This is a genomic window from Ruegeria arenilitoris, assembly GCF_013035425.1.
In the GTDB taxonomy this organism is placed as follows: Bacteria; Pseudomonadota; Alphaproteobacteria; order Rhodobacterales; family Rhodobacteraceae; genus Ruegeria; species Ruegeria arenilitoris_A.
In genome coordinates, this window is record NZ_WQHX01000001.1 from 416,085 (window position 1) to 435,184 (window position 19,100).

The 19,100-nt window shown below is 54.7% G+C and carries 16 protein-coding genes; 7 read left to right on the forward strand and 9 right to left on the reverse strand.

The annotated features are described in order from the left end of the window. Positions 1 to 53 precede the first annotated feature (53 nt). The 5 genes from GOV45_RS23205 (at position 54) to GOV45_RS02020 (ending at position 5,932) form a co-directional block, all read left to right on the forward strand. Positions 54 to 206: a hypothetical protein gene (locus GOV45_RS23205; protein WP_254447882.1), complete on the forward strand. Its 153-nt coding sequence runs from the start codon at positions 54 to 56 to the stop codon at positions 204 to 206. Positions 207 to 264: 58 nt separating this feature from the next. Further along, positions 265 to 981 carry a phytanoyl-CoA dioxygenase family protein gene (locus GOV45_RS02005; RefSeq protein ID WP_254447883.1) on the forward strand — a complete coding sequence of 239 codons (717 nt, stop codon included), beginning with the start codon at positions 265 to 267 and terminating at the stop codon, positions 979 to 981. Between the two features lie 112 nt (positions 982 to 1,093). Further along, positions 1,094 to 4,255, forward strand: a complete 3,162-nt coding sequence (locus GOV45_RS02010; RefSeq protein ID WP_170473534.1) for a valine--tRNA ligase — start codon at positions 1,094 to 1,096, stop codon at positions 4,253 to 4,255. A gap of 141 nt (positions 4,256 to 4,396) precedes the next feature. Further along, entirely contained in the window at positions 4,397 to 5,560 is a 1,164-nt protein-coding gene (locus GOV45_RS02015) for a benzoate/H(+) symporter BenE family transporter (RefSeq protein WP_170473537.1), read from the forward strand. Between the two features lie 39 nt (positions 5,561 to 5,599). Next, positions 5,600 to 5,932, forward strand: coding sequence for a DUF1992 domain-containing protein (locus GOV45_RS02020; RefSeq protein ID WP_170473540.1), 333 nt, complete (start codon positions 5,600 to 5,602; stop codon positions 5,930 to 5,932). Here GOV45_RS02020 and GOV45_RS02025 read toward each other — a convergent pair whose 3' ends face one another. Together GOV45_RS02025 and GOV45_RS02030 are read right to left on the reverse strand one after the other, a co-directional pair. After that, the gene (locus GOV45_RS02025; RefSeq protein WP_170473542.1) at positions 5,933 to 6,715 is read right to left on the reverse strand and encodes a crotonase/enoyl-CoA hydratase family protein; all 783 of its coding nucleotides are present in this window, start codon (positions 6,713 to 6,715) and stop codon (positions 5,933 to 5,935) included. It lies immediately after the preceding gene. Between the two features lie 65 nt (positions 6,716 to 6,780). After that, positions 6,781 to 7,851, reverse strand: coding sequence for an SMP-30/gluconolactonase/LRE family protein (locus GOV45_RS02030; protein WP_367648645.1), 1,071 nt, complete (start codon positions 7,849 to 7,851; stop codon positions 6,781 to 6,783). A 93-nt stretch (positions 7,852 to 7,944) separates the two neighbouring features. Between GOV45_RS02030 and GOV45_RS02035 the strand changes: the two genes are divergently transcribed. Continuing rightward, complete coding sequence (locus tag GOV45_RS02035) at positions 7,945 to 9,060, forward strand: pyridoxal phosphate-dependent aminotransferase (RefSeq protein ID WP_170473545.1); 1,116 nt, start codon at positions 7,945 to 7,947, stop codon at positions 9,058 to 9,060. A gap of 41 nt (positions 9,061 to 9,101) precedes the next feature. Here the strand turns inward: GOV45_RS02035 and GOV45_RS02040 are convergent, their stop codons facing one another. From GOV45_RS02040 to GOV45_RS02065, 6 genes are all read right to left on the reverse strand, one after another. Next, complete coding sequence (locus GOV45_RS02040; RefSeq protein ID WP_170473546.1) at positions 9,102 to 10,298, reverse strand: pyridoxal-phosphate-dependent aminotransferase family protein; 1,197 nt, start codon at positions 10,296 to 10,298, stop codon at positions 9,102 to 9,104. Positions 10,299 to 10,349: 51 nt separating this feature from the next. After that, the gene (locus tag GOV45_RS02045; RefSeq protein ID WP_170473549.1) at positions 10,350 to 10,985 is read right to left on the reverse strand and encodes a bifunctional 4-hydroxy-2-oxoglutarate aldolase/2-dehydro-3-deoxy-phosphogluconate aldolase; all 636 of its coding nucleotides are present in this window, start codon (positions 10,983 to 10,985) and stop codon (positions 10,350 to 10,352) included. A 3-nt stretch (positions 10,986 to 10,988) separates the two neighbouring features. Next, positions 10,989 to 12,794 (reverse strand): phosphogluconate dehydratase, encoded by a 1,806-nt coding sequence (gene edd, locus GOV45_RS02050; protein WP_170473551.1) that lies wholly within the window; start codon positions 12,792 to 12,794, stop codon positions 10,989 to 10,991. A gap of 2 nt (positions 12,795 to 12,796) precedes the next feature. After that, entirely contained in the window at positions 12,797 to 14,242 is a 1,446-nt protein-coding gene (zwf, locus tag GOV45_RS02055) for a glucose-6-phosphate dehydrogenase (RefSeq protein ID WP_170473554.1), read from the reverse strand. A 181-nt stretch (positions 14,243 to 14,423) separates the two neighbouring features. Next, complete coding sequence (gene ptsP, locus GOV45_RS02060) at positions 14,424 to 16,667, reverse strand: phosphoenolpyruvate--protein phosphotransferase (protein ID WP_170473557.1); 2,244 nt, start codon at positions 16,665 to 16,667, stop codon at positions 14,424 to 14,426. 45 nt (positions 16,668 to 16,712) lie between these two features. Next, positions 16,713 to 17,951, reverse strand: a complete 1,239-nt coding sequence (locus GOV45_RS02065) for an aspartate kinase (protein WP_170473560.1) — start codon at positions 17,949 to 17,951, stop codon at positions 16,713 to 16,715. A gap of 158 nt (positions 17,952 to 18,109) precedes the next feature. On the opposite strand from GOV45_RS02065, the gene GOV45_RS02070 reads away from it, so the two are divergent. After that, positions 18,110 to 18,466, forward strand: a complete 357-nt coding sequence (locus GOV45_RS02070) for a hypothetical protein (protein ID WP_170473563.1) — start codon at positions 18,110 to 18,112, stop codon at positions 18,464 to 18,466. On the opposite strand, the gene GOV45_RS02075 is transcribed toward GOV45_RS02070, so the two are convergent. After that, the gene (locus GOV45_RS02075; protein ID WP_170473565.1) at positions 18,460 to 19,098 is read right to left on the reverse strand and encodes an SDR family NAD(P)-dependent oxidoreductase; all 639 of its coding nucleotides are present in this window, start codon (positions 19,096 to 19,098) and stop codon (positions 18,460 to 18,462) included. The genes GOV45_RS02070 and GOV45_RS02075 overlap by 7 nt on opposite strands. Positions 19,099 to 19,100 lie beyond the last annotated feature (2 nt).

Sequence of the window (19,100 nt, forward strand, 5' to 3'; positions counted from 1 at the left end):
TTGCGACACGCTTGTCTGAATTTGACGTGGCGCTGTACAATCCTTCTCATAGCATGAGCCTAAACCGGTATGTCGGAGGGCCCATGCCTGCTTCTGTTCCACTTTCAAATGGTCAATTAACCCATCAAGCGGTCTCAGATTACTGGGAAAACGGCTTCGTTTTTCCAATAACTGTGTTTTCGGAGGCGGAAACCGCGACTTCGTGACGAGCTGGAAGAAATTGAAGACAGTTGGCGCGAAGCTGACCTTCCGCTGCCATTGAATATGTACAAACGTGTCAACGCCCATGTGGTCATGCCGTCAGTAGCTCGTATAGCACTTGATCCCCGCGTTTTGGATGTTGTTCAAGGTGTCTTGGGGCCAGATATTCTGCTTTGGTCGGCGGAGTTATTCATCAAAGAACCTCGAACCACCCAGGTCGTCGGAATGCATCAGGACCTGACCTATTGGGGTATGGGAGAAACGCCAGACCAACTAACCGCGTGGATCGCGCTGTCGCCAGCGACTGTTGAAAGTGGTTGTATGGATTTCGTCAAAGGCAGCCACAGAAACCCTATCCTTCCCCACAACGACACTTTCTCGGACAACAACTTGCTGTCGCGCGGTCAGGAAGTGGCCGTGGACGTTGCAGAAGAAGATAAAACTCATATCGAATTGCGACCGGGGCAAATGTCTTTGCACCATGGGCTGACGATTCACGGATCAGGTCCCAACGTTTCAAACGACCGCAGGATCGGTTTGGCAATCCGGTATTTAAACCCAAACGCGCAACAGAAAATTGCCGACCGCGATTATGCAATGCTGGCAAGAGGCCGCGATAAAGTAGGGAATTTCATCCAAATTCCGGCACCCACTGAATTGTTTTCTGCCGATGCTCTGAACCTGCATGCACAAATCCGCTTGGATCAAGCCAAAGCCATGGCGCAAGGCGCGTCAAAAAACCTACAGCTTTACGGATCTGAAGCATCAGCCAAAGCCTGAGTTTTTCAAACCCGTAGTTCAAAGCGGGAGGTTGCGCGCGGCCCCTTCCCCTTTTTGCGTCCATTCGTTATTGCAGGCGCTGACCCAAATTCGTTGACGCAGGACGCACCCGATGGCGATGGAAAAGACATTCAATGCGGCCGAGGCCGAGGCCCGGATATACAAGGCTTGGGAACAGGCTGGAGCCTTCAAGGCTGGCGCAAACAAATCACGCGACGAAAGCTTTACCATCATGATCCCGCCGCCGAACGTGACAGGCGCGCTGCATGTGGGTCATGCATTCAACAACACATTGCAAGACATACTGGTCCGATGGCACCGCATGCGTGGGTTCGATACTTTGTGGCAGCCTGGACAGGACCATGCCGGTATCGCAACACAGATGCAGGTCGAAAAAATGCTTGCCGCTACTCAACAGCCCGGGCGACGCGAGTTGGGACGTGAGAAATTCCTTGAGAAAGTCTGGGAATGGAAGGGCGAGTACGGCGGCACGATCATAGAACAACTAAAACGCCTCGGTTCCTCGTGCGACTGGTCGCGCAATGCGTTTACTATGGCGGGGGCGGCGGGTGACCCGCGCACGGGGCATGAGAATTCGGCCAATTTCCACGATGCCGTTATAAAGGTATTCGTCGACATGTACGAAAAAGGCCTGATCTATCGCGGCAAGCGCCTCGTCAATTGGGACCCTCATTTTGAAACCGCGATTTCGGATCTTGAGGTTGAAAATATCGAAGTCGCGGGCCACATGTGGCACTTTAAATATCCACTGGCGGGTGGAGAGACTTATACCTATGTCGAAAAGGACGAGGACGGGAATATCGTGCTGGAGGAAGAGCGCGACTACATTTCCATCGCCACGACACGCCCCGAAACAATGCTGGGCGACGGCGCTGTAGCGGTTCATCTCAAAGATGAGCGTTACGCTCCAATTATTGGAAAACTATGCGAAATTCCGGTTGGCCCAAAGGAACACCGCCGCCAGATTCCCATCATTACCGATGAATATCCGGATCCTGATTTTGGCTCCGGCGCGGTGAAGATCACGGGCGCGCATGACTTCAACGATAACATGGTCGCCAAGCGCGGCGGTATTCCGATGTACCGCCTGATGGACACCAAAGGCGCGATGCGGGCCGATGGTGCGCCTTACGCCGAGGAGGCCGATAAGGCGCAGGAATATGCGCGTGGGCGGGACTTCACCGAGAACGAAATCGACGCGATCAACCTGATCCCCGATCACCTGCGCGGCCTCGACCGGTTCGAGGCGCGTGCGAAGGTGGTCGAAGAGATCACTGCTGACGGTCTGGCCGTGATGACCCGCGCGGATGATCCGCGCTTGGGATCAACCGCTTTGAAACCTGATCACGAAGGCGCGGACAAGCTGGTTCCGTTGGTCGAAAGCAAACCGATCATGCAGCCCTTCGGCGACCGTTCGAAAGTAGTCATAGAACCAATGTTCACCGACCAGTGGTTTGTCGACGCCGCCAAGGTCGTTGGCCCCGCGCTCGACGCGGTCATGGACGGCACTGTCAAAATCATACCCGAGTCCGGCGAAAAAACCTATTACCACTGGCTGGAAAATATCGAACCCTGGTGCATCTCGCGCCAACTTTGGTGGGGGCACCAAATTCCTGTTTGGTATGGCCTGGACCTGTCGGCGGAAGATTTCATCGATGACGAGAACGACGGCAACCTGGATCTAGTCGAACTGGGTCGTTTGTTAAGCGAAGGCGGCATGCTGCACCGTGGCAATGTTATGGAATGCGCGCCCAGTTTCGATGCAGTGATTGAAAAGTTCACTGACGACAACGCTGATATTCCCAGTCCGCTAAGCCACGCCACCGTTATTGAAGTCGCGGACAAGCACGAGGCGATTCATCAATTCGCTGAAAGCCTGGCTCAATACGCAGTTGGGCAAGACCCAACCAAACTGATTTTCCCGGTTTGGCGCGACCCTGACGTCCTTGACACATGGTTCTCCTCCGGTCTCTGGCCTATCGGCACACTTGGCTGGCCAGAGCAGACGGAGGAACTGCAGCGTTACTTCCCGACTGATGTTTTGGTCACTGGGTTCGACATACTGTTCTTCTGGGTTGCCCGGATGATGATGATGCAGTTGGCCGTGGTACACGAAGTCCCATTCCACACCGTTTACTTGCACCAGCTAGTCCGCGACGAGAAGGGCAAGAAGATGTCCAAAACCACCGGCAACGTCATCGACCCGCTAGAGATCGTAGACGAATTCGGCGCCGACGCTCTGCGCTTTACCAATGCATCGATGGCGGCGATTGGCGGCGTGCTGAAACTGTCCCGCGAACGCATCACCGGCTATCGCAATTTCGGTACCAAGCTTTGGAATGCCGTCCGTTTTGCCGAGATGAACGAAGTCTTTACCGACGCCGTTCCGCAGCTGGATGTAACCGACCTGAAACCTAAGGCAGCCGTAAACCGCTGGATTATCGGTGAAACCGCCCGTGTACGTGAAGAAGTTGACGCAGCGCTGGACAGCTACCGTTTCAACGATGCGGCAAATGGACTTTACGCCTTCGTCTGGGGTAAGGTCTGTGACTGGTATGTGGAGCTGTCCAAACCGCTGCTGCAAGGAGACGACACCGCGGCGCAGGCCGAAACTCGCGCCACCATGCGTTGGGTACTTGATCAGTGCATGGTCCTGCTGCACCCGATCATGCCCTTCATTACCGAAGAGCTTTGGGGCCTGACCGGCAACCGTGCCAAATTGGTTGTCCACGCTGACTGGCCGACCTATGTCGCCGCCGACCTGATTGACGCTGATGCGGATCAAGAGATGAACTGGGTCATCTCATTGATCGAAAACACCCGCTCGGCCCGCGCGCAGATGCGGGTACCTGCTGGCCTATACGTGCCGATGCTGGTGACCGAGATCGATGCGAACGGCCAGGTCGCTTGGGACCGCAATGAGACGCTGATTAAACGACTGGCGCGGATCGACAGCTTGACTAAGTCGGATGAACTACCCAAAGGCACGATCTCAATCGCAGCACCCGGCGCTTCTTTCGGCCTACCGTTGGCGGATATCATCGACATCGGCGCGGAAAAAGAACGTTTAGAGAAAGCAAAGGGCAAGCTTGCCAAAGAACTGGGCGGATTGCGTGGGCGCCTGAATAATCCCAAATTCGTGGCTTCGGCACCGGAGGAAGTGGTTGAGGAAGCCAAAGCCAACCTCGCGGCCCGTGAAGAAGAAGAGGCGAAGTTGAACGAGGCGCTTGCGCGTCTGGCCGAAATCGCCTGATATTTTGTATTCGTAGTTCAGAAATCTATACAACCCCGCCGGACAAGCTTCGGCGGGGCTTTCATTTCAACCAATCATTTACCCCTGTTCACCCCTGCTTGCGATTGATAGCACAAGCCAGTGACAACTCCCGAGGTCAAGATGGCGCTATCTCTTCCCCCGATACAAACCATTTCGACCGGACTGGTGGTGGCCGTTGTCGGTTTCTTCAGCTCGTTTCCGATTGTTCTGCAAGGTCTTGACGCTATGGGCGCATCATCTTCCCAAGCTGCCTCTGGCCTATCAATGGCAGCAGTGGCGATGGGGTTGACGGCGATCATTCTCAGCCTTTGGTGCAAAGAACCGATTAGCGTCGCTTGGTCCACGCCGGGGGCCGCTCTTCTGGCTGTTTCCGCCACCCCTGCCGCGGGCTTTTCGGGGGCGGTCGGCGCATTTTTATGCGCAGGTGCGCTAACATTTGTCGCTGGATTATGGCGCCCACTTGGTCGTTTGGCAGCAGCGATACCGACAACTTTGGCGCAAGCAATGTTGGGCGGTGTGTTGCTGCCATTATGCATAGTGCCCTTTAAAGCGGCAGTCGAAATGCCGTGGCAGGCGTTACCCGTCATCGTAACATGGTTCGTCGCCGGGCGGATCAACAGGTTAATTGCAGTTCCGTCAGCTGTGATAGCGGCCGCAATCGTCGTGGTCCTCAGCGCCGGGAACAATTCAGTCAGCCCTGAACAGCTGGCGGCTGTTCCCGTTTGGACGATGCCGACCTTTTCGGTAGCTTCCGCCATTGGGATAGGCCTTCCCCTGTTTATCGTCACAATGGCCACACAAAACATCCCTGGCATCGCGGTAATGCGAAGCTTCGGCTATGCTCCCAACCCGGGCAAACTGTTTTCGGCTGTCGGTGGCGCGAGCATTCTGTCTGGTCCTTTCGGTGCCCCTGCCACCTGTCTGGCCGCTATAACCGCTGCGATGTGTTCCAATGAGGATAGCCATCCAAATCCAACCCAGCGCTATTGGTCAGCGTTTATGGCCGGTGTTTTTTATTGCCTATTTGGTGTCTTCGCGGTTGCCATTACTGGATTCGCGGCGCACGCAGATCCCTTACTGATGGGCACCCTGACAGGCGTCGCGCTAATTGGCGTAATGGCCAATTCGATCTTTGCGGCACTTGAAGTCCCCGCCGAGCGCGAAGCAGCTATTCTGACTTTTGCGATTACCGCGTCGGGTATCACTGTCTTCGGGCTTGGCGCTGCTGTCGTGGGTCTTTTAGCAGGTGGCGCCGCATACCTTGTGACCAACCGAGTTCGTTGAGTGCTTTTACCCTGACCGACTGTCAGGTATTATTTGATTATGCTTGGATCATTAGGAAAGCTGGTGGAACGCCAGATCAAGAAAGCACAGGCCGAAGGTCAGCTAAAGGGACTGGAAGGCGAAGGTAAGCCTTTACCAGATCGCTCACCCGAAGCGCTGTCAGATCCCGCGATTGCCGCAGGCCATCGGATCATGGCGCAAGCCGGTGTTTTGCCCGAGGAATTCGAGATCAAAAAAGAATTGGACGCTGCCCGAAAAGGTTACCCAAAAATAACCGATCCAGATGCTCGAAAGACCGCGATGGCGAAAATTGCTGATCTTGAGATGCGGTATCACATGGCCAGGGACGCTAGACGCGCATTTTTGCGATAGTCATTTGAACTCTGGTTTGCGGCCTTGCATGTGCGCTGAAACGACCTCGATTTGATCAGGTTTTCCGATTAATTCAACTTGTTCCGCAGATTCCTCCAGTAAAACTTCAGCTCGGGATTTGCTTTCTGCAATCTCGACTAAACGTTTAGCCGCCCGAATAGCAGAAGGGCTCTTACCTGCAATGTCTTCGGACAACGCAAGCGCTTCGGTCATGGGATCATCTGACAGCTTGGTGATCAGCCCCCATTCTGCCGCCTGCGACGCTCCTATTGGGCGCGCAGTATAGGTGAGCAGTCGTAAAACGTCAGATCGAACAAGCTGGGGCAACAACACCATGCCGCCCATATCAGGGATGATGCCCCATTTCATTTCCATCAAGGCCAACTTGGCGTCGGGGTGGGCAATTCGTACATCTGCACCAAGCGCGATCTGCAACCCACCGCCATAGGCCACGCCCTTTATGGCACAAATTACCGGCACAGGTACGCGGCGCCAAACCATAGCAAGTTCCTGCATCTCATTGGTGTCACCATGACTGCGCGTCATCAGCCATTCGGTGGGATCGGTATGCGCCATGCTTGCGAAACTGGCCATATCCAGCCCCGCGCAGAAGCTTTTGCCCTCACCTGACAAAACAACGGCTCGGGCCTCTGAGGCCGCAACCTCCTGCCCTGCAGACAAGATCGCTTTTATCATCGCATCATCCAGCGCATTCATCTTGTCGCCGCGGGTCAGCGTTACAACCGCGATGTGATCTTTGTATTCAACAGAAACGCGCGCCATCAGAAACTCCTAAACCGTATTTCTTGCACCTTGCCCTGAAAGTTCGGCGCGATTCCACTGCGACGTCAGGGCATCTGCGATACTGGCATCCGGCCGAACCACGGAGAGTCCAGTGTCATGACATAGAACTGATCGCCGACGATTTTGCCACCTGTGGTGATACCCAACCGTCCATCAGGGTCCTGCAGGGTTCGCAATATTTTACCATCGCCGTCAAAGTGCACCAACATACCGCGATGAATTGGTGCGGGTCGAACCATTGGACCCAATCTCCAAACCACTTTGCGCAAAAATGGATATGGCATCAGAACCTCGGACGGTACTCGGGGGCTGGCAAAGGCCATCCAATAGGTACCATCGCCCTGCGCCTCGATGTTGTCAGGATAGCCGGGAAGGTTATCCAGCAAAACCTCGGTTGTCCCCTCTTTGGGCCCTTTCAGCCAGTGTTTATGGAGCCGGGCTCTCCCCGTTTCGGCAATCAACAGGAAATCCTCTTCCGGGGAAAGGGCGACGCCGTTGGTGTAAACGAAACCTTCTGCAATTTTTACTGTGGTCCCGCCGGGATCATGGCGTGCTACGTAGCCGCTTTCGGATTGCTCCCATATCGTCAGGACTGACGTTTGTTTCGTGCCGCCCATGGTTTCCGGGTCGAACCGGTCAGATGAGTTCGAAAAGTAGATGGTGCCATCCTTGGCCACCGCCAACTGGTTTGCGTATATTACTGGGTTCCCATCAATTTCGGAGACGACATTTCGCAATGTGCCCGGTCCGTCCCATCGCATCACACCGCGAAAACTGTCAGCTATGTAAAGTGCTCCACCTGGTCCAGCATGAAGACCAAGGGGACGCCCACCCAGATTGTCAATTTCTACCAACGAGTTACCGTCAATCCGATACAAGTTCCCTGAAAGGCTGGTGGTATAGACAGCGCCGTCCGGCAGAACCGCTATATCTTCGGGGCCGACTTCGCCTGGCGGCAAGTTGACCAGTTCCAATTTATCCAATGCTGCGTTTTCTGCATAATCACCTGAAAAGCCGGGTGGATCTGGAAATTCATAGGCGATGGGAGCCACCGGAACCGGCCAGAGGAACAAATACATTACTCCGATTATCAATAAGCCGAATACAACCCGCACATACGGCCCTCCTGCTAAGTTGCTTACAGATTGTAGCTCATCAATGCAGCATGCAAGGTTGCCGGGAACGCTACCTTGCGTTTATCTGCCTGCATGAACAATCCGCGTTATACATCTCTTGCCGAATCCCTTCCAGCAACCGTGCCATTCGTTGGCCCAGAGGCACAAGAACGTCGACGAGGCGCCCCGTTTGTTGCGCGGTTGGGCGCAAACGAAAGCGTTTTTGGCCCTTCGCCTCGGGCGGTTCAAGCGATGCAGCAGGCAACTGCCGATATTTGGATGTACGGCGATCCAGAAAATTATGATTTGCGCCATGCGCTGGCCGAATTTCACGAAGTGGAACCCGAAAACATCGTTGTGGGTGAAGGCATCGATGGATTGCTGGGCTATCTGGTGCGGTTGATGATTGCTCCCGGTGATACGGTTGTTACATCTGACGGTGCTTATCCGACATTCAACTACCACGTTGCCGGGTACGGTGGCGACATCCACAAAGTGCCTTATTCAGATGACCGCGAAGACCCGAACAAGTTGTTTGCCAAAGCGTCAGAGGTGGATGCCAAGCTGGTTTACCTGGCAAACCCCGACAACCCTATGGGAAGCTGGCATTCCGGTTCGGACGTCATGGCCGCATTGGACGCGTTACCCGACGGCTGTCTGTTGGTATTGGATGAGGCCTATGTAGAATGCGCGCCGCCGGGCACTGCCGCAAAGATCGCAAAAGACGATACGCGTGTTATACGGTTGCGTACTTTTTCAAAGGTCTACGGCATGGCTGGCGCGCGGGTTGGATATGCTATCGGCGCACCGGAGTTGATCGAAGCCTTCAACAAAGTTCGAAATCATTTTGGAATGAACCGAGTCGCTCAGGTGGGTGCTTTGGCGGCATTGCGGGACCAAACTTGGCTGACTGAAGTGCAAGGTCACATCGCAAGAGCGCGAGATCAGATAGACAAAATAGCCCGTTCTAACGGTCTGAAGCCATTGCCTTCGGCCACAAATTTTGTGGCCATCGATTGCGGACGTGATGGCGCCTTTGCCAAGACAGTTCTGGATGAGCTTGTGAAACAGGGAATCTTCGTCCGAATGCCTTTCGCCTCGCCACAAAACCGCTGTATCCGTGTTAGTTGCGGTGAACAGTCGGACATGGATGCCTTTGCCAAAGCTTTGCCTCTGGCGCTTGCCGCAGCGTCGAGTCTGAACACTTGAAACAGACCAAACTAGATCACGGCCGACTTCCCGAACGCTCGTTAACTCTGTTTCGCTAATACCAAGGCAGCAGCTTCGACAGCTCCCGAACCTCTTGGTATGTCCAGCGCGGCCATGCCCGTCTCGATACTTGCAAGCATCGCCAGGATCATTTGACCGTTAACATGACCCATGTGTCCAAGACGAAAGCAAGACTCCTTGTCCTCCATGCCAAGGCCAATGCCAAGGGTCAGGCCTAATTGATCCTTGCAATAGTTTCGCAATGCCGTGCCTCGCCCTTCGGTCAGGCGCAATGCAGTTACTGCGTGGCTGCGATGCGTCGGCTCATCAACATTAATTTGAAGTGCGCCACCCTCGGACCAACGTTCACACGCAGCCCAAACAGCCTTTGCCAATTGCCGGTGACGAGCCCAAATGTGTTCTATCCCTTCGCCGTGTATCAAGTCCAAAGCGGCACGCAAACCGTACAGGTGTTGCGTCGGCGCCGTTCCATTAAAAAACTGATAAAACTGATCAGGGTTTGCGCGCGGTTGCCAGTCCCAGTATTTCGAAACACGGGGCATCTGTGCGCGTCTACCCTGCGCTTTGTCGTTGAAAAAAACAAAACCAACCCCGGCAGGTGTCATCAGCCCCTTCTGACAGGCAGTCACCATCACGTCGACGCCCCAGGCATCCATTTCAAACCGATCGCAGCATAATGACGCTATGCAATCTGCCATCAACAAGGCAGGGTGATCCAACTCGTCCAATAAATCTCGCAACGCGTGAATGTCGTTTCGGATCGAGCTGGAAGTGTCCACATGCACCGCCAATACAGCCTTGATATCATGCGCAGAATCCTCACGCAGTGTTTCTGCAATCTGGTCAAATTCCCAAGGTGACGACGTGCCAAAGTCGATGAGTTTGACTTGCGCCCCAATTCCCGCCGCCATTTCGGCCCATCCGTGAGCAAATAATCCCGATGCCGGGGCCAGTACAATGTCGCCCGGAGCTATAACATTGGAAAGCGCTGCCTCCCATGTACCGTGACCGTTGGCAATATAGATCGCGACTTGGTGGTCAGTGCGCGCAACGCCGCAAAGATCACGGGTCAGATCAGGCATCATGTCGATCAGTTCGCCTTCATAAATGTTAGGCGACGCGCGGTGCATGGCCTGCAAAACAACGTCAGGCATGACTGAGGGGCCGGGAATGGCCAAATACTCGCGTCCCTGCGCGAGAGAGATGGGATTTTTCATGGGATCAACCTGTTTGAATTGACGCTAACCCTAACGAAGGTTCCAGCGGCGTCAATCCATCAGCTTTGATGCCTCTTGGGCAAGCGCCTCAATTCCAGACCAATCGCCGTCAATAACCATCTGTTTGGGCGCCACCCAGCTACCGCCGGCACAAACCACATTGGGGAGGGATAAATAGTCCTTTGCGTTCGCGGTGGAAACGCCGCCGGTGGGACAAAAGCTAATTTGTGGTAACGGCGCGCCGATGGCTTTCAGCGCGGGCACCCCTCCGGAGGCCTCGGCCGGGAAAAACTTAAGCACGTCGTATCCCTGCTCCAAAAGATGCATTGCCTCGCTGCACGTGGCTGCGCCGGGCAATAGCGGCAGGCCTTCTGCCTCACACGCAGCGATTAACGCGTCCGTAGCGCCGGGCGAAACACCGAACTGAGCCCCTGCCTCTTTAGCGTTGCGTACATCTTCGGGGGTAATCAGGGTCCCGGCGCCTACCACACCGCCTGGCACTTGGGCCATCGCACGGATTACATCCAGTGCTGCGGGGGTGCGCAAAGTAACCTCAAGGGCCGGCAACCCGCCAGCGACCAATGCCTCGGCCAGCGGACTGGCCTGTGCAGCATCCTCGACAACCAAAACCGGGACGATCGGGGCAAGCGAGCAAATTTCGCGGGTGCGATCTGTCTTTGATGTCATTTGTCAGGCTCCAAAAATACTGGCACCGGCGTCGGCAGAACCGACGGCGTTACGGAATGCTCCAAAAAGGTCTCGACCCACCCCGTGTTGGTTGGCCGACAAGTCAGTCGTCGCCGAGGCGCGGTCGAGAACACCGGGCGTCAAAATCTCCAGCTCTCCCTTAACGGCATCCACGCGCAGAACATCACCGTCGCATAGGCGAGCTATAGCTCCGCCATCCAGCGCTTCGGGGCAGACATGGATCGCCGCGGGAACCTTTCCGGACGCCCCCGACATGCGGCCATCGGTGACCAGAGCCACCTTTTGTCCACGCCCCTGCAGTATCGAAAGGATTGGCGTTAACGAGTGCAGCTCGGGCATTCCATTTGCCTTTGGCCCCTGAAAGCGAACAACGACAATGACGTCATCGGTGAATTCTCCGGCTTTGAATGCGGCTTTGACATCGTCCTGATCATGAAACACACGCACGGGCGCCTCAACAACTTGATGTTCAGGGGCAACAGCCGAGACTTTCATAACACCGGTGCCGAGATTGCCGGTCAAGCGTGACAGACCACCGGTGGGTTGAAACGGGTCCGATGCCGGGCGGACGATCTTTTCGTTCAAACTGTGGCCCGCGCCGTCTTGCCAAGCAAGCTCTCCGTCGATCAGCTTGGGTTCTTGCGTATAACGATGCAGACCCTGCCCCGCCACGGTAAGTGTGTCAGGGTGCAACAGGCCATCATCCAATAAGGTGCCGATCGTGAAACCCAAACCTCCTGCCGCGTGGAAATGATTCACATCGGCCAACCCGTTTGGATAAACACGCGCGACCAATGGTACAACGGCAGAAATTTCAGAAAAATCATGCCAATCCAGAACGATACCCCCTGCCCGCGCCATCGCAATCAAGTGGATAAGCAGGTTCGTTGACCCTCCGGTGGCCATTAAGCCAACAATCCCGTTCACGAAAGCGCGTTCATCGAGAATCTGACAGACAGGCGTGTAATGATTGCCCAGCGCGCTGAGAGACAATGCGCGCCTGGCGCCTTCCTCGGTCAACGCGTCACGCAAGGGTGTGTTAGGATTAACAAAGCTCGAGCCTGGCAGGTGCAGACCCATGAACTCCATCAGCATTTGGTTGGTGTTGGCGGTTCCGTAGAAGGTACAAGTACCCGGTCCGTGATAGGCGGCCATTTCGGCCTTCATGAGTTCTTCGCGGCCAACTTCGCCTGCAGCGAATTTCTGGCGAACCTTGGCTTTTTCATCATTCGGTAAGCCGCTGGTCATTGGACCCGCAGGCAAAAATACAGCAGGAAGATGGCCAAATGCCTGCGCACCGATCACCAGTCCCGGTACAATCTTGTCACACACCCCCAGAAAAACGGCAGCGTCATAGGTGTTGTGGCTGAGCGCAACTCCTGTCGCCAAAGCAATCACATCGCGGGAAAAAAGGGATAATTCCATTCCTGCCTCGCCCTGTGTGACGCCATCACACATCGCCGGGACACCACCGGCCACCTGCGCTGTACCACCTGCAACACGGATAGCCTGGCGAATAAGTTCAGGATAACGTTCGAACGGTTGATGCGCAGAAAGCATGTCATTGTAGGCGGTTACAATGCCCAGATTGCCCGCAGTGCCCGTTGCCATGGCTTGTTGATCTTCGCCGGCCCCGGCATAAGCGTGGGCTTGACCGCTGCAGGACAAATGTCCTCGGGCGGGGCCCTTGGACTTCGCTTGCTCCATCCGTTCCAGGTGCGGACCACGCAATGGCGCGCTGCGATCAATGATCCGTTGGGTTACATCGGCAATGACTGAATGAACCATTCCTAACCTCCGATTTGACGCCAGCGGCGTCCGTCCCGATGCATCAGCATCAACGCCTCTTCTGGCCCGGAACTTCCCTGATCATAACGCGAAGGCCGATCGCCGCGTTCTTCCCACCCACGAATGATCGGGTCCACCCAGGCCCATGCAGCCTCAGCCTCGTCCCCACGCATAAACAATGTCTGGTCACCGCGGATCACGTCCATCACCAACCTCTCATAGGCGTCAGGCGCCCGGGCCTCGTCACCCAGTGCGTCAGCGAAACTCATGTCCAGAGCTACGTCAGAAAGGCGGAAACCTCCCGGTCCGGGGTCTTTGATTGTAGTGCGCAATGTGATGCCCTCGTCTGGTTGCAGGCGGATCACAAGCACGTTGCCCTGCAAGGGACCAACATTCGGGAAAATCGTATGTGGCGGGTCGCGAAAGAACACGGCAATCTCAGACTCACGAGCACGCAATCGCTTGCCAGTTCTTAAATAGAAAGGAACCCCGGCCCAGCGCCAGTTCCCAACATGCACTTTGAGCGCTATGAAGCTCTCGGTACGGCTGGACGGGTTGCCGACGTGATCGACATAGCCGCCTTCACCTTTTTCCGCTCGATACTGACCGCGTGCTATATCGGTTTGCGCGACGGGTTCCAGCGCCTCAATAACTTTGACCTTTTCATCACGCACGGAGTTAGGTGCAAACTTAGAGGGAGGTTCCATCGCGGTCAGGCAGAGCAGCTGAACTAAATGGTTCTGAATCATGTCACGCATGGCACCGGACTGATCATAGTAAGCCCCACGCCCCTCGACACCGACCGTTTCTGCCACTGTGATTTGAACATGGTCTATGTGGGTCGCGTTCCAAAGCGGCTCGAACAGAGAGTTTGCAAATCGCAAAGCCATTAGGTTCTGGACGGTTTCCTTACCCAGATAATGGTCAATGCGATAAATCTGATGTTCTTCGAAACAAGCGCGCAGCCCCTGATTCAACGCTTGAGCTGATGCCAGATCGTGGCCAAAGGGTTTTTCAACCACAATGCGGCTGTCCTTAGTGGCCAGGCCATGGTCGTTCAGACTTTGGGCGATGCCCGAAAATAAGCTGGGCCCGACTGAAAGGTAAAATGCACGCACGACTTTCGGACGCAAGGTTTTGGTCAGCTCCGCCCAGCCAGCTTCACCTAATGCGTCTACCGGAACATATTCCACGCGGTTCAAAAACTGATCCAAAGTTTCTTTTTTGAATTCAGGGGCGAAATCTTGCATAGACCTCCGCACCAATTCCCGGAAACCATCGCTGTCCATATCGGAACGCGCAGATCCGATTATTCGAGCGTCCTCAGGCATCTGGCCGACTTCGAAACGATGGTAAAGCCCCGGCAAGATTTTGCGTTGCGCCAAATCACCTGTCGCGCCGAATAATACCAGGTCAAACGGATCCACTGGAATTACGCGTGAAACCATTTCAGGCTCCTCTTCGAGTTCGTGTATTCAGCTTAACGCGACATATTACGTAAGCATGAACCGGATGGAGTGCATTTTAGCATCTCCACCGCCAATTGTTATCGCTAACATTCACCGAATGAATAGAAAGGTGACACGCAAAAAGCAAGCTGGAAATCGGGAAAATGCACGATTTTCAAGCTTAGACCTGATGGCGCAGCCAGTCCATTACAGCCGGGCGGACGGACTGTTCACCTCTGTGGCGGGAATCAGCGATGATCTTGCGCACATCCTGCAGATTTGAGCGCAGCAACAGACTTTTGACCGGGCCAATCGACGCCGGGCGCATGGACAGAGTGCGCATTCCCATAGCCGCAAGGCATAACGCCTCTACCGGTCGGCCTGCATCTTCACCACAGAAACTGAGAGGCGTTTTCGAAATTTCACACCGTTCAACAATACGCTCGATGAAACTGAGGAAACTGACATTCAGAGTATCATACCGACGGCGCACCAACTCATTCTCGCGGTCTGCTGCAAAGAAGAACTGTTTCAGGTCGTTTCCACCGATTGAAATAAAGTCCACCTCTTCAAAAAACTTCTGTGGCGCAAAGCCAAGCGAAGGTGTCTCGAGCATTGCCCCGACTTCCAGCTTTTCGGGTAGCACGTGGCCCAATTTTTTCTCACGCTCGATAGTTTTATTGACCTCCCAACGCGCTTCGCGAAATTCATCGGCCTGTGCAACAAACGGGAACATGATTGTCAATGGACGACCATTTGCTGCCCGCAACAGGGCCTGCAATTGCATCCGCATCACGCCGCGCTTGTCCAATCCGACACGGATCGCACGCCAGCCCAGCGCAGGATTCGGTTCGTCCACATGCTTCATGTACGGCAGAACCTTGTCTGACCCGATATCCAAAGTACGGAAAACGACTCGTTTCTCGCCAGCTGCATCCAGAACTCTCTGATATTGCATTACAAGTTCGGATCGTTTCGGCATTTGATTCCGTACCAGGAATTGCAACTCGGTCCGGAAAAGCCCAACGCCTTCAGCGCCCGACGTCCCAAGCGACGGCAAGTCGGCCATCAAACCCGCATTCATAACAAGGCTAATGCGCGCACCATCCTGAGTTACTGTGGGCGTTTCACGGATCGACGCATAGCGTTCCTGCGCCTTTGCGTGCATTGCGACCTTGTCCCGGAAGGCTGTGACAACAGTGTCTTCCGGCCGCAGATGAACAACCCCGTTATCGCCGTCGACCAGAATATGGTCTCCGTTCAAAGCTTCGGTTGTTATCCGCCCCACATGAACAACCAACGGTATCGCCAGCGCCCGGGCAACAATCGTTGCATGGCTACCAACCGATCCTTCTTCCAGCACAATCCCCTTCAAGGACCGACCATACTCCAGAAGGTCGCCGGGCCCGATATTGCGGGCAATCAGGATCGGATCGGGAGGAAGATCCTTGCCATTGGTCCCGCCCTGCCCTGTCAGAATTCTCAGCAACCGGTTCGAGAGATCATCCAGATCTGCCAACCGTTCCCTTAAGTACGGATCTGTGACCTGCCCCATGCGGGCACGAGCCTGAGATTGTTCCTTCTCGACCGCTGCCTCGGCGCTTAGGCCAAGCGCAATATCCTCTTCCATCCGGCGCATCCAGCCTTTGGAATTGGCGAACATGCGATAGGCTTCGAGTACCTGAAGCTGCTCTTTGTCACCGCCCTGTGAGATTTCCAGCATCTTATCGACGCCCACACGCAATTCCTCAACGGCATCGCTCAGTCGCTCACGTTCTCTATGCGGATCTTCGGCGATTGGATTCGTAACTACAACGCGCGGTTCGTGGAGCCACACATGACCCTCAGCCGAGCCCTCCTGAGCAGGTCCGCCACTGAGTTGCACCGATTGTTGGTGCAAAGGAGAAAGCGCCGCGCCTTCTCCAACAAATGCGCCCAGCTCAGCCATCTCGGCCAGAACCATTGCGACCACTTCCAGAGCATACACTTCGTCAGCTGTAAATTCCCGTGCTTCACGCGACTGAACGACCAGCACACCCAGAGTTTCCCCCAAACGCTGCACCGGAACACCAAGAAACGACGAGAACCGCTCTTCGCCCGTTTCCGGCATATAGCGGAACCCCTTGGCCGAAGGCGCATTGGCTGTGTTTACAACCTTCCCGCTTTTGGCAACGCGACCAACCAAGCCTTCGCCCATCCGCATGCGTGTTTTGTGGACCGCCTCAGGAGACAAGCCTTCGGTAGCGCAAAGCTCAAGCGTGTCTTGATCTCGAAACAAATAAATCGAGCAAACTTCGCTGCGAATGCTATCTGCAATTAGGTGCGTAATCCGGTCAAGGCGTTCCTGACCGGCGGCTTCGCTTGCCATCTCTTCACGCAGCCGTCTCAGCAGCTTGCGGGACTCAGTTTCGGTGCCGTCCGCCATCGCTCTTTGCTCTATGGTATCAGGCGCACCCGCAGGTCGAAATACTCAGGCCGCCTTGTCCAGTTCAAAGGCATCATGCAGTGCCTGAACCGCAAGTTCCATGTATTTCCTGTCGATTAGAACGGAAATTTTGATCTCAGAGGTTGTGATGACCTTGATATTGATCCCTTCATCCGAGAGCACCTTGAACATTTTCGCCGCCACACCAGATTGCGACCGCATACCGATACCTACCACCGAGACCTTGCAAACATCGGTATCTGCGACCAGTTCGGCGTAGTTCAGTTCACCTTTTTCCTTGATCGCAAGAAGCGCTTTTTCCGCTCGCGCCACTTGATCGGTAGGACAGGAGAAAGTCATGTCCGTACGCCCTTCATCCGAGATGTTCTGGACGATCATGTCGACATTGATGCCCTCATCACTAAGCGCAGAGAATATGATCGACGCGATGCCGGGACGGTCGGCAACTGAAACGACCGTCATTTTGGCTTCGTCGCGGGAATAGGCCACACCGGCCACAACATTGGATTCCATGATATCCTCCTCGTCGCAGACCAAAGTACCGGCCTCGTCGGATTGTTCTTCAAAGCTCGAAAGAACGCGCAGTTTTACTTTGTTACGCATTGCCAATTCTACCGAACGGGTCTGCAGAACTTTGGCACCCAAGGATGCCAGTTCAAGCATTTCCTCAAATGCTATCTTGTCAAGCTTACGAGCCTTTTCGCAAATGCGCGGATCGGTGGTGTAGACGCCGTCTACATCGGTATAGATGTCACATCGTTCTGCGTCGAACGCTGCGGCAAAGGCAACAGCTGTGGTGTCAGAACCTCCGCGACCCAGCGTGGTTATCCGACCTTCGGGACTGAGACCTTGAAAGCCAGCCACCACCGCGACTTTCATACCTTCACCAAACTTTTGCGTTATGTTGTCGGTCGGTATTTCCTCGATCCGAGCCTGGCTGTGCGCACTATTCGTCAGCAGCGGAACCTGCCAGCCTTGCCAGCTGCGTGCGGGTACATCCATTTCTTGTAATGTAAGGGCCATCAGGCCGGCGGTGACATTCTCCCCAGATGATACAACCGCGTCATATTCCCGGGCATCGTACAGCGGTGATGTTTCGTCGACCCATCCCACAAGCTCATTAGTCTTTCCCGACATTGCTGAGACGATGACGATAACGTCGTATCCCTTGGACACCTCTACGCCAACGCGCTTTGCCGCGCGGCGGATCCGGTCAAGATTGGCAACCGAAGTGCCGCCGAATTTCATAACGAGTACGGGCATGGGGGCTGGTGTCTCCGCGCCTTTGAATTCAGTTCCCGTGCCTATTATGCGAGGGGGGCAGCAAGGGCAAGTGGGCTTTGTTGTAATGATAGCGCACCTTTACAAGACGGACGGGCGGTGTCAGCGTAGAAACGACCGCTTAGATCATGAGGATTCCCATGCTGCGTTTTGCCTTGGCTTTTTCACTGCTCTCATCTCCTGTCATCGCGCAGGTTGCGACTCAGTCCGGAACAGATGGAAAGAACGCTTTGGGCACTGTCCCATGTGCTGCGACAGCAGGAGCATCCTTGCAGAGCTGCAATGCTGAGTTGCGTCGCCGTGATGACGGGACGGCCACACTGGCAGTGCTTTTGCCAACCGGCGAAGTTCGCAATATCTATTTTACTAACGGCATACCGGATTCAAGCAGTTCGACGTCAAAACTGTCTTATGAGACACCTGGTGATATTATGGTTATTTTCATCGAACCCGGTGAAGTATACGAAATTCCAAAGGCTGCGCTGAATTCTCAATAAGGATGCTTGTGACCTTCCCAGGTCTCAAAACACCCCGAATTTTCGAGGGATAACTCGTTAAATCGTTCCATCAAGCCGTTTGCAGCCTGATTGACTGAAACATCAGCAGCGCGCCCCCCCATGTCAGTTTGAACCCAACCTGGGTGATAAATCCCAACCGCAACACCATCCGGTCGCAAATCCGTAGCCAAATTCCGGCCTAAGTTTAAGACTGCGGCCTTTGAGGCGCGATAAATATAACTGCCGCCTGGAGCTCGCGTGTGCGACGCCATTTGAGACGACAGTATCGCCACTTTTCCACGAGCCTTTTTCAAGTTGGGCAGCAATGCCTGAATAGTCAAAAAAACACCGGTTACATTTGTCGCGAAACTTTGGGCCCAAATCTCAGAAAGGTAGCCATCAGCCTTTTGCCCCTTGTCCAAATATACCCCAGCGTTACAAATCAGCAGATCAACCGGTCGGCTTTCAAGTTTCTCGGCCATTGCAACATGTTGCGCTGCGTCGGTTACATCCAACGTGACTTCCGCGCTGCCGTCCCTAGCCGTACCTGTAATTTGATGATCCTGCTTTCTTAGGACGTCTGCCAAAGCTTTACCGATCCCGCGGTTAGCCCCAGTTATGACGACATGCACGA

Coding starts and splice junctions, on each gene's coding strand:
- GOV45_RS23205 (WP_254447882.1), top strand. CDS start 54: ATGAGCCTAAACCGGTATGTCGGAGGGCCCATGCCTGCTTCTGTTCCA.
- GOV45_RS02005 (WP_254447883.1), top strand. CDS start 265: ATGTACAAACGTGTCAACGCCCATGTGGTCATGCCGTCAGTAGCTCGT.
- GOV45_RS02010 (WP_170473534.1), top strand. CDS start 1,094: ATGGCGATGGAAAAGACATTCAATGCGGCCGAGGCCGAGGCCCGGATA.
- GOV45_RS02015 (WP_170473537.1), top strand. CDS start 4,397: ATGGCGCTATCTCTTCCCCCGATACAAACCATTTCGACCGGACTGGTG.
- GOV45_RS02020 (WP_170473540.1), top strand. CDS start 5,600: ATGCTTGGATCATTAGGAAAGCTGGTGGAACGCCAGATCAAGAAAGCA.
- GOV45_RS02025 (WP_170473542.1), bottom strand. CDS start 6,715: ATGGCGCGCGTTTCTGTTGAATACAAAGATCACATCGCGGTTGTAACG.
- GOV45_RS02035 (WP_170473545.1), top strand. CDS start 7,945: ATGAACAATCCGCGTTATACATCTCTTGCCGAATCCCTTCCAGCAACC.
- GOV45_RS02040 (WP_170473546.1), bottom strand. CDS start 10,298: ATGAAAAATCCCATCTCTCTCGCGCAGGGACGCGAGTATTTGGCCATT.
- GOV45_RS02045 (WP_170473549.1), bottom strand. CDS start 10,985: ATGACATCAAAGACAGATCGCACCCGCGAAATTTGCTCGCTTGCCCCG.
- edd (WP_170473551.1), bottom strand. CDS start 12,794: ATGGTTCATTCAGTCATTGCCGATGTAACCCAACGGATCATTGATCGC.
- zwf (WP_170473554.1), bottom strand. CDS start 14,242: ATGGTTTCACGCGTAATTCCAGTGGATCCGTTTGACCTGGTATTATTC.
- ptsP (WP_170473557.1), bottom strand. CDS start 16,667: ATGGCGGACGGCACCGAAACTGAGTCCCGCAAGCTGCTGAGACGGCTG.
- GOV45_RS02065 (WP_170473560.1), bottom strand. CDS start 17,951: ATGCCCGTACTCGTTATGAAATTCGGCGGCACTTCGGTTGCCAATCTT.
- GOV45_RS02070 (WP_170473563.1), top strand. CDS start 18,110: ATGCTGCGTTTTGCCTTGGCTTTTTCACTGCTCTCATCTCCTGTCATC.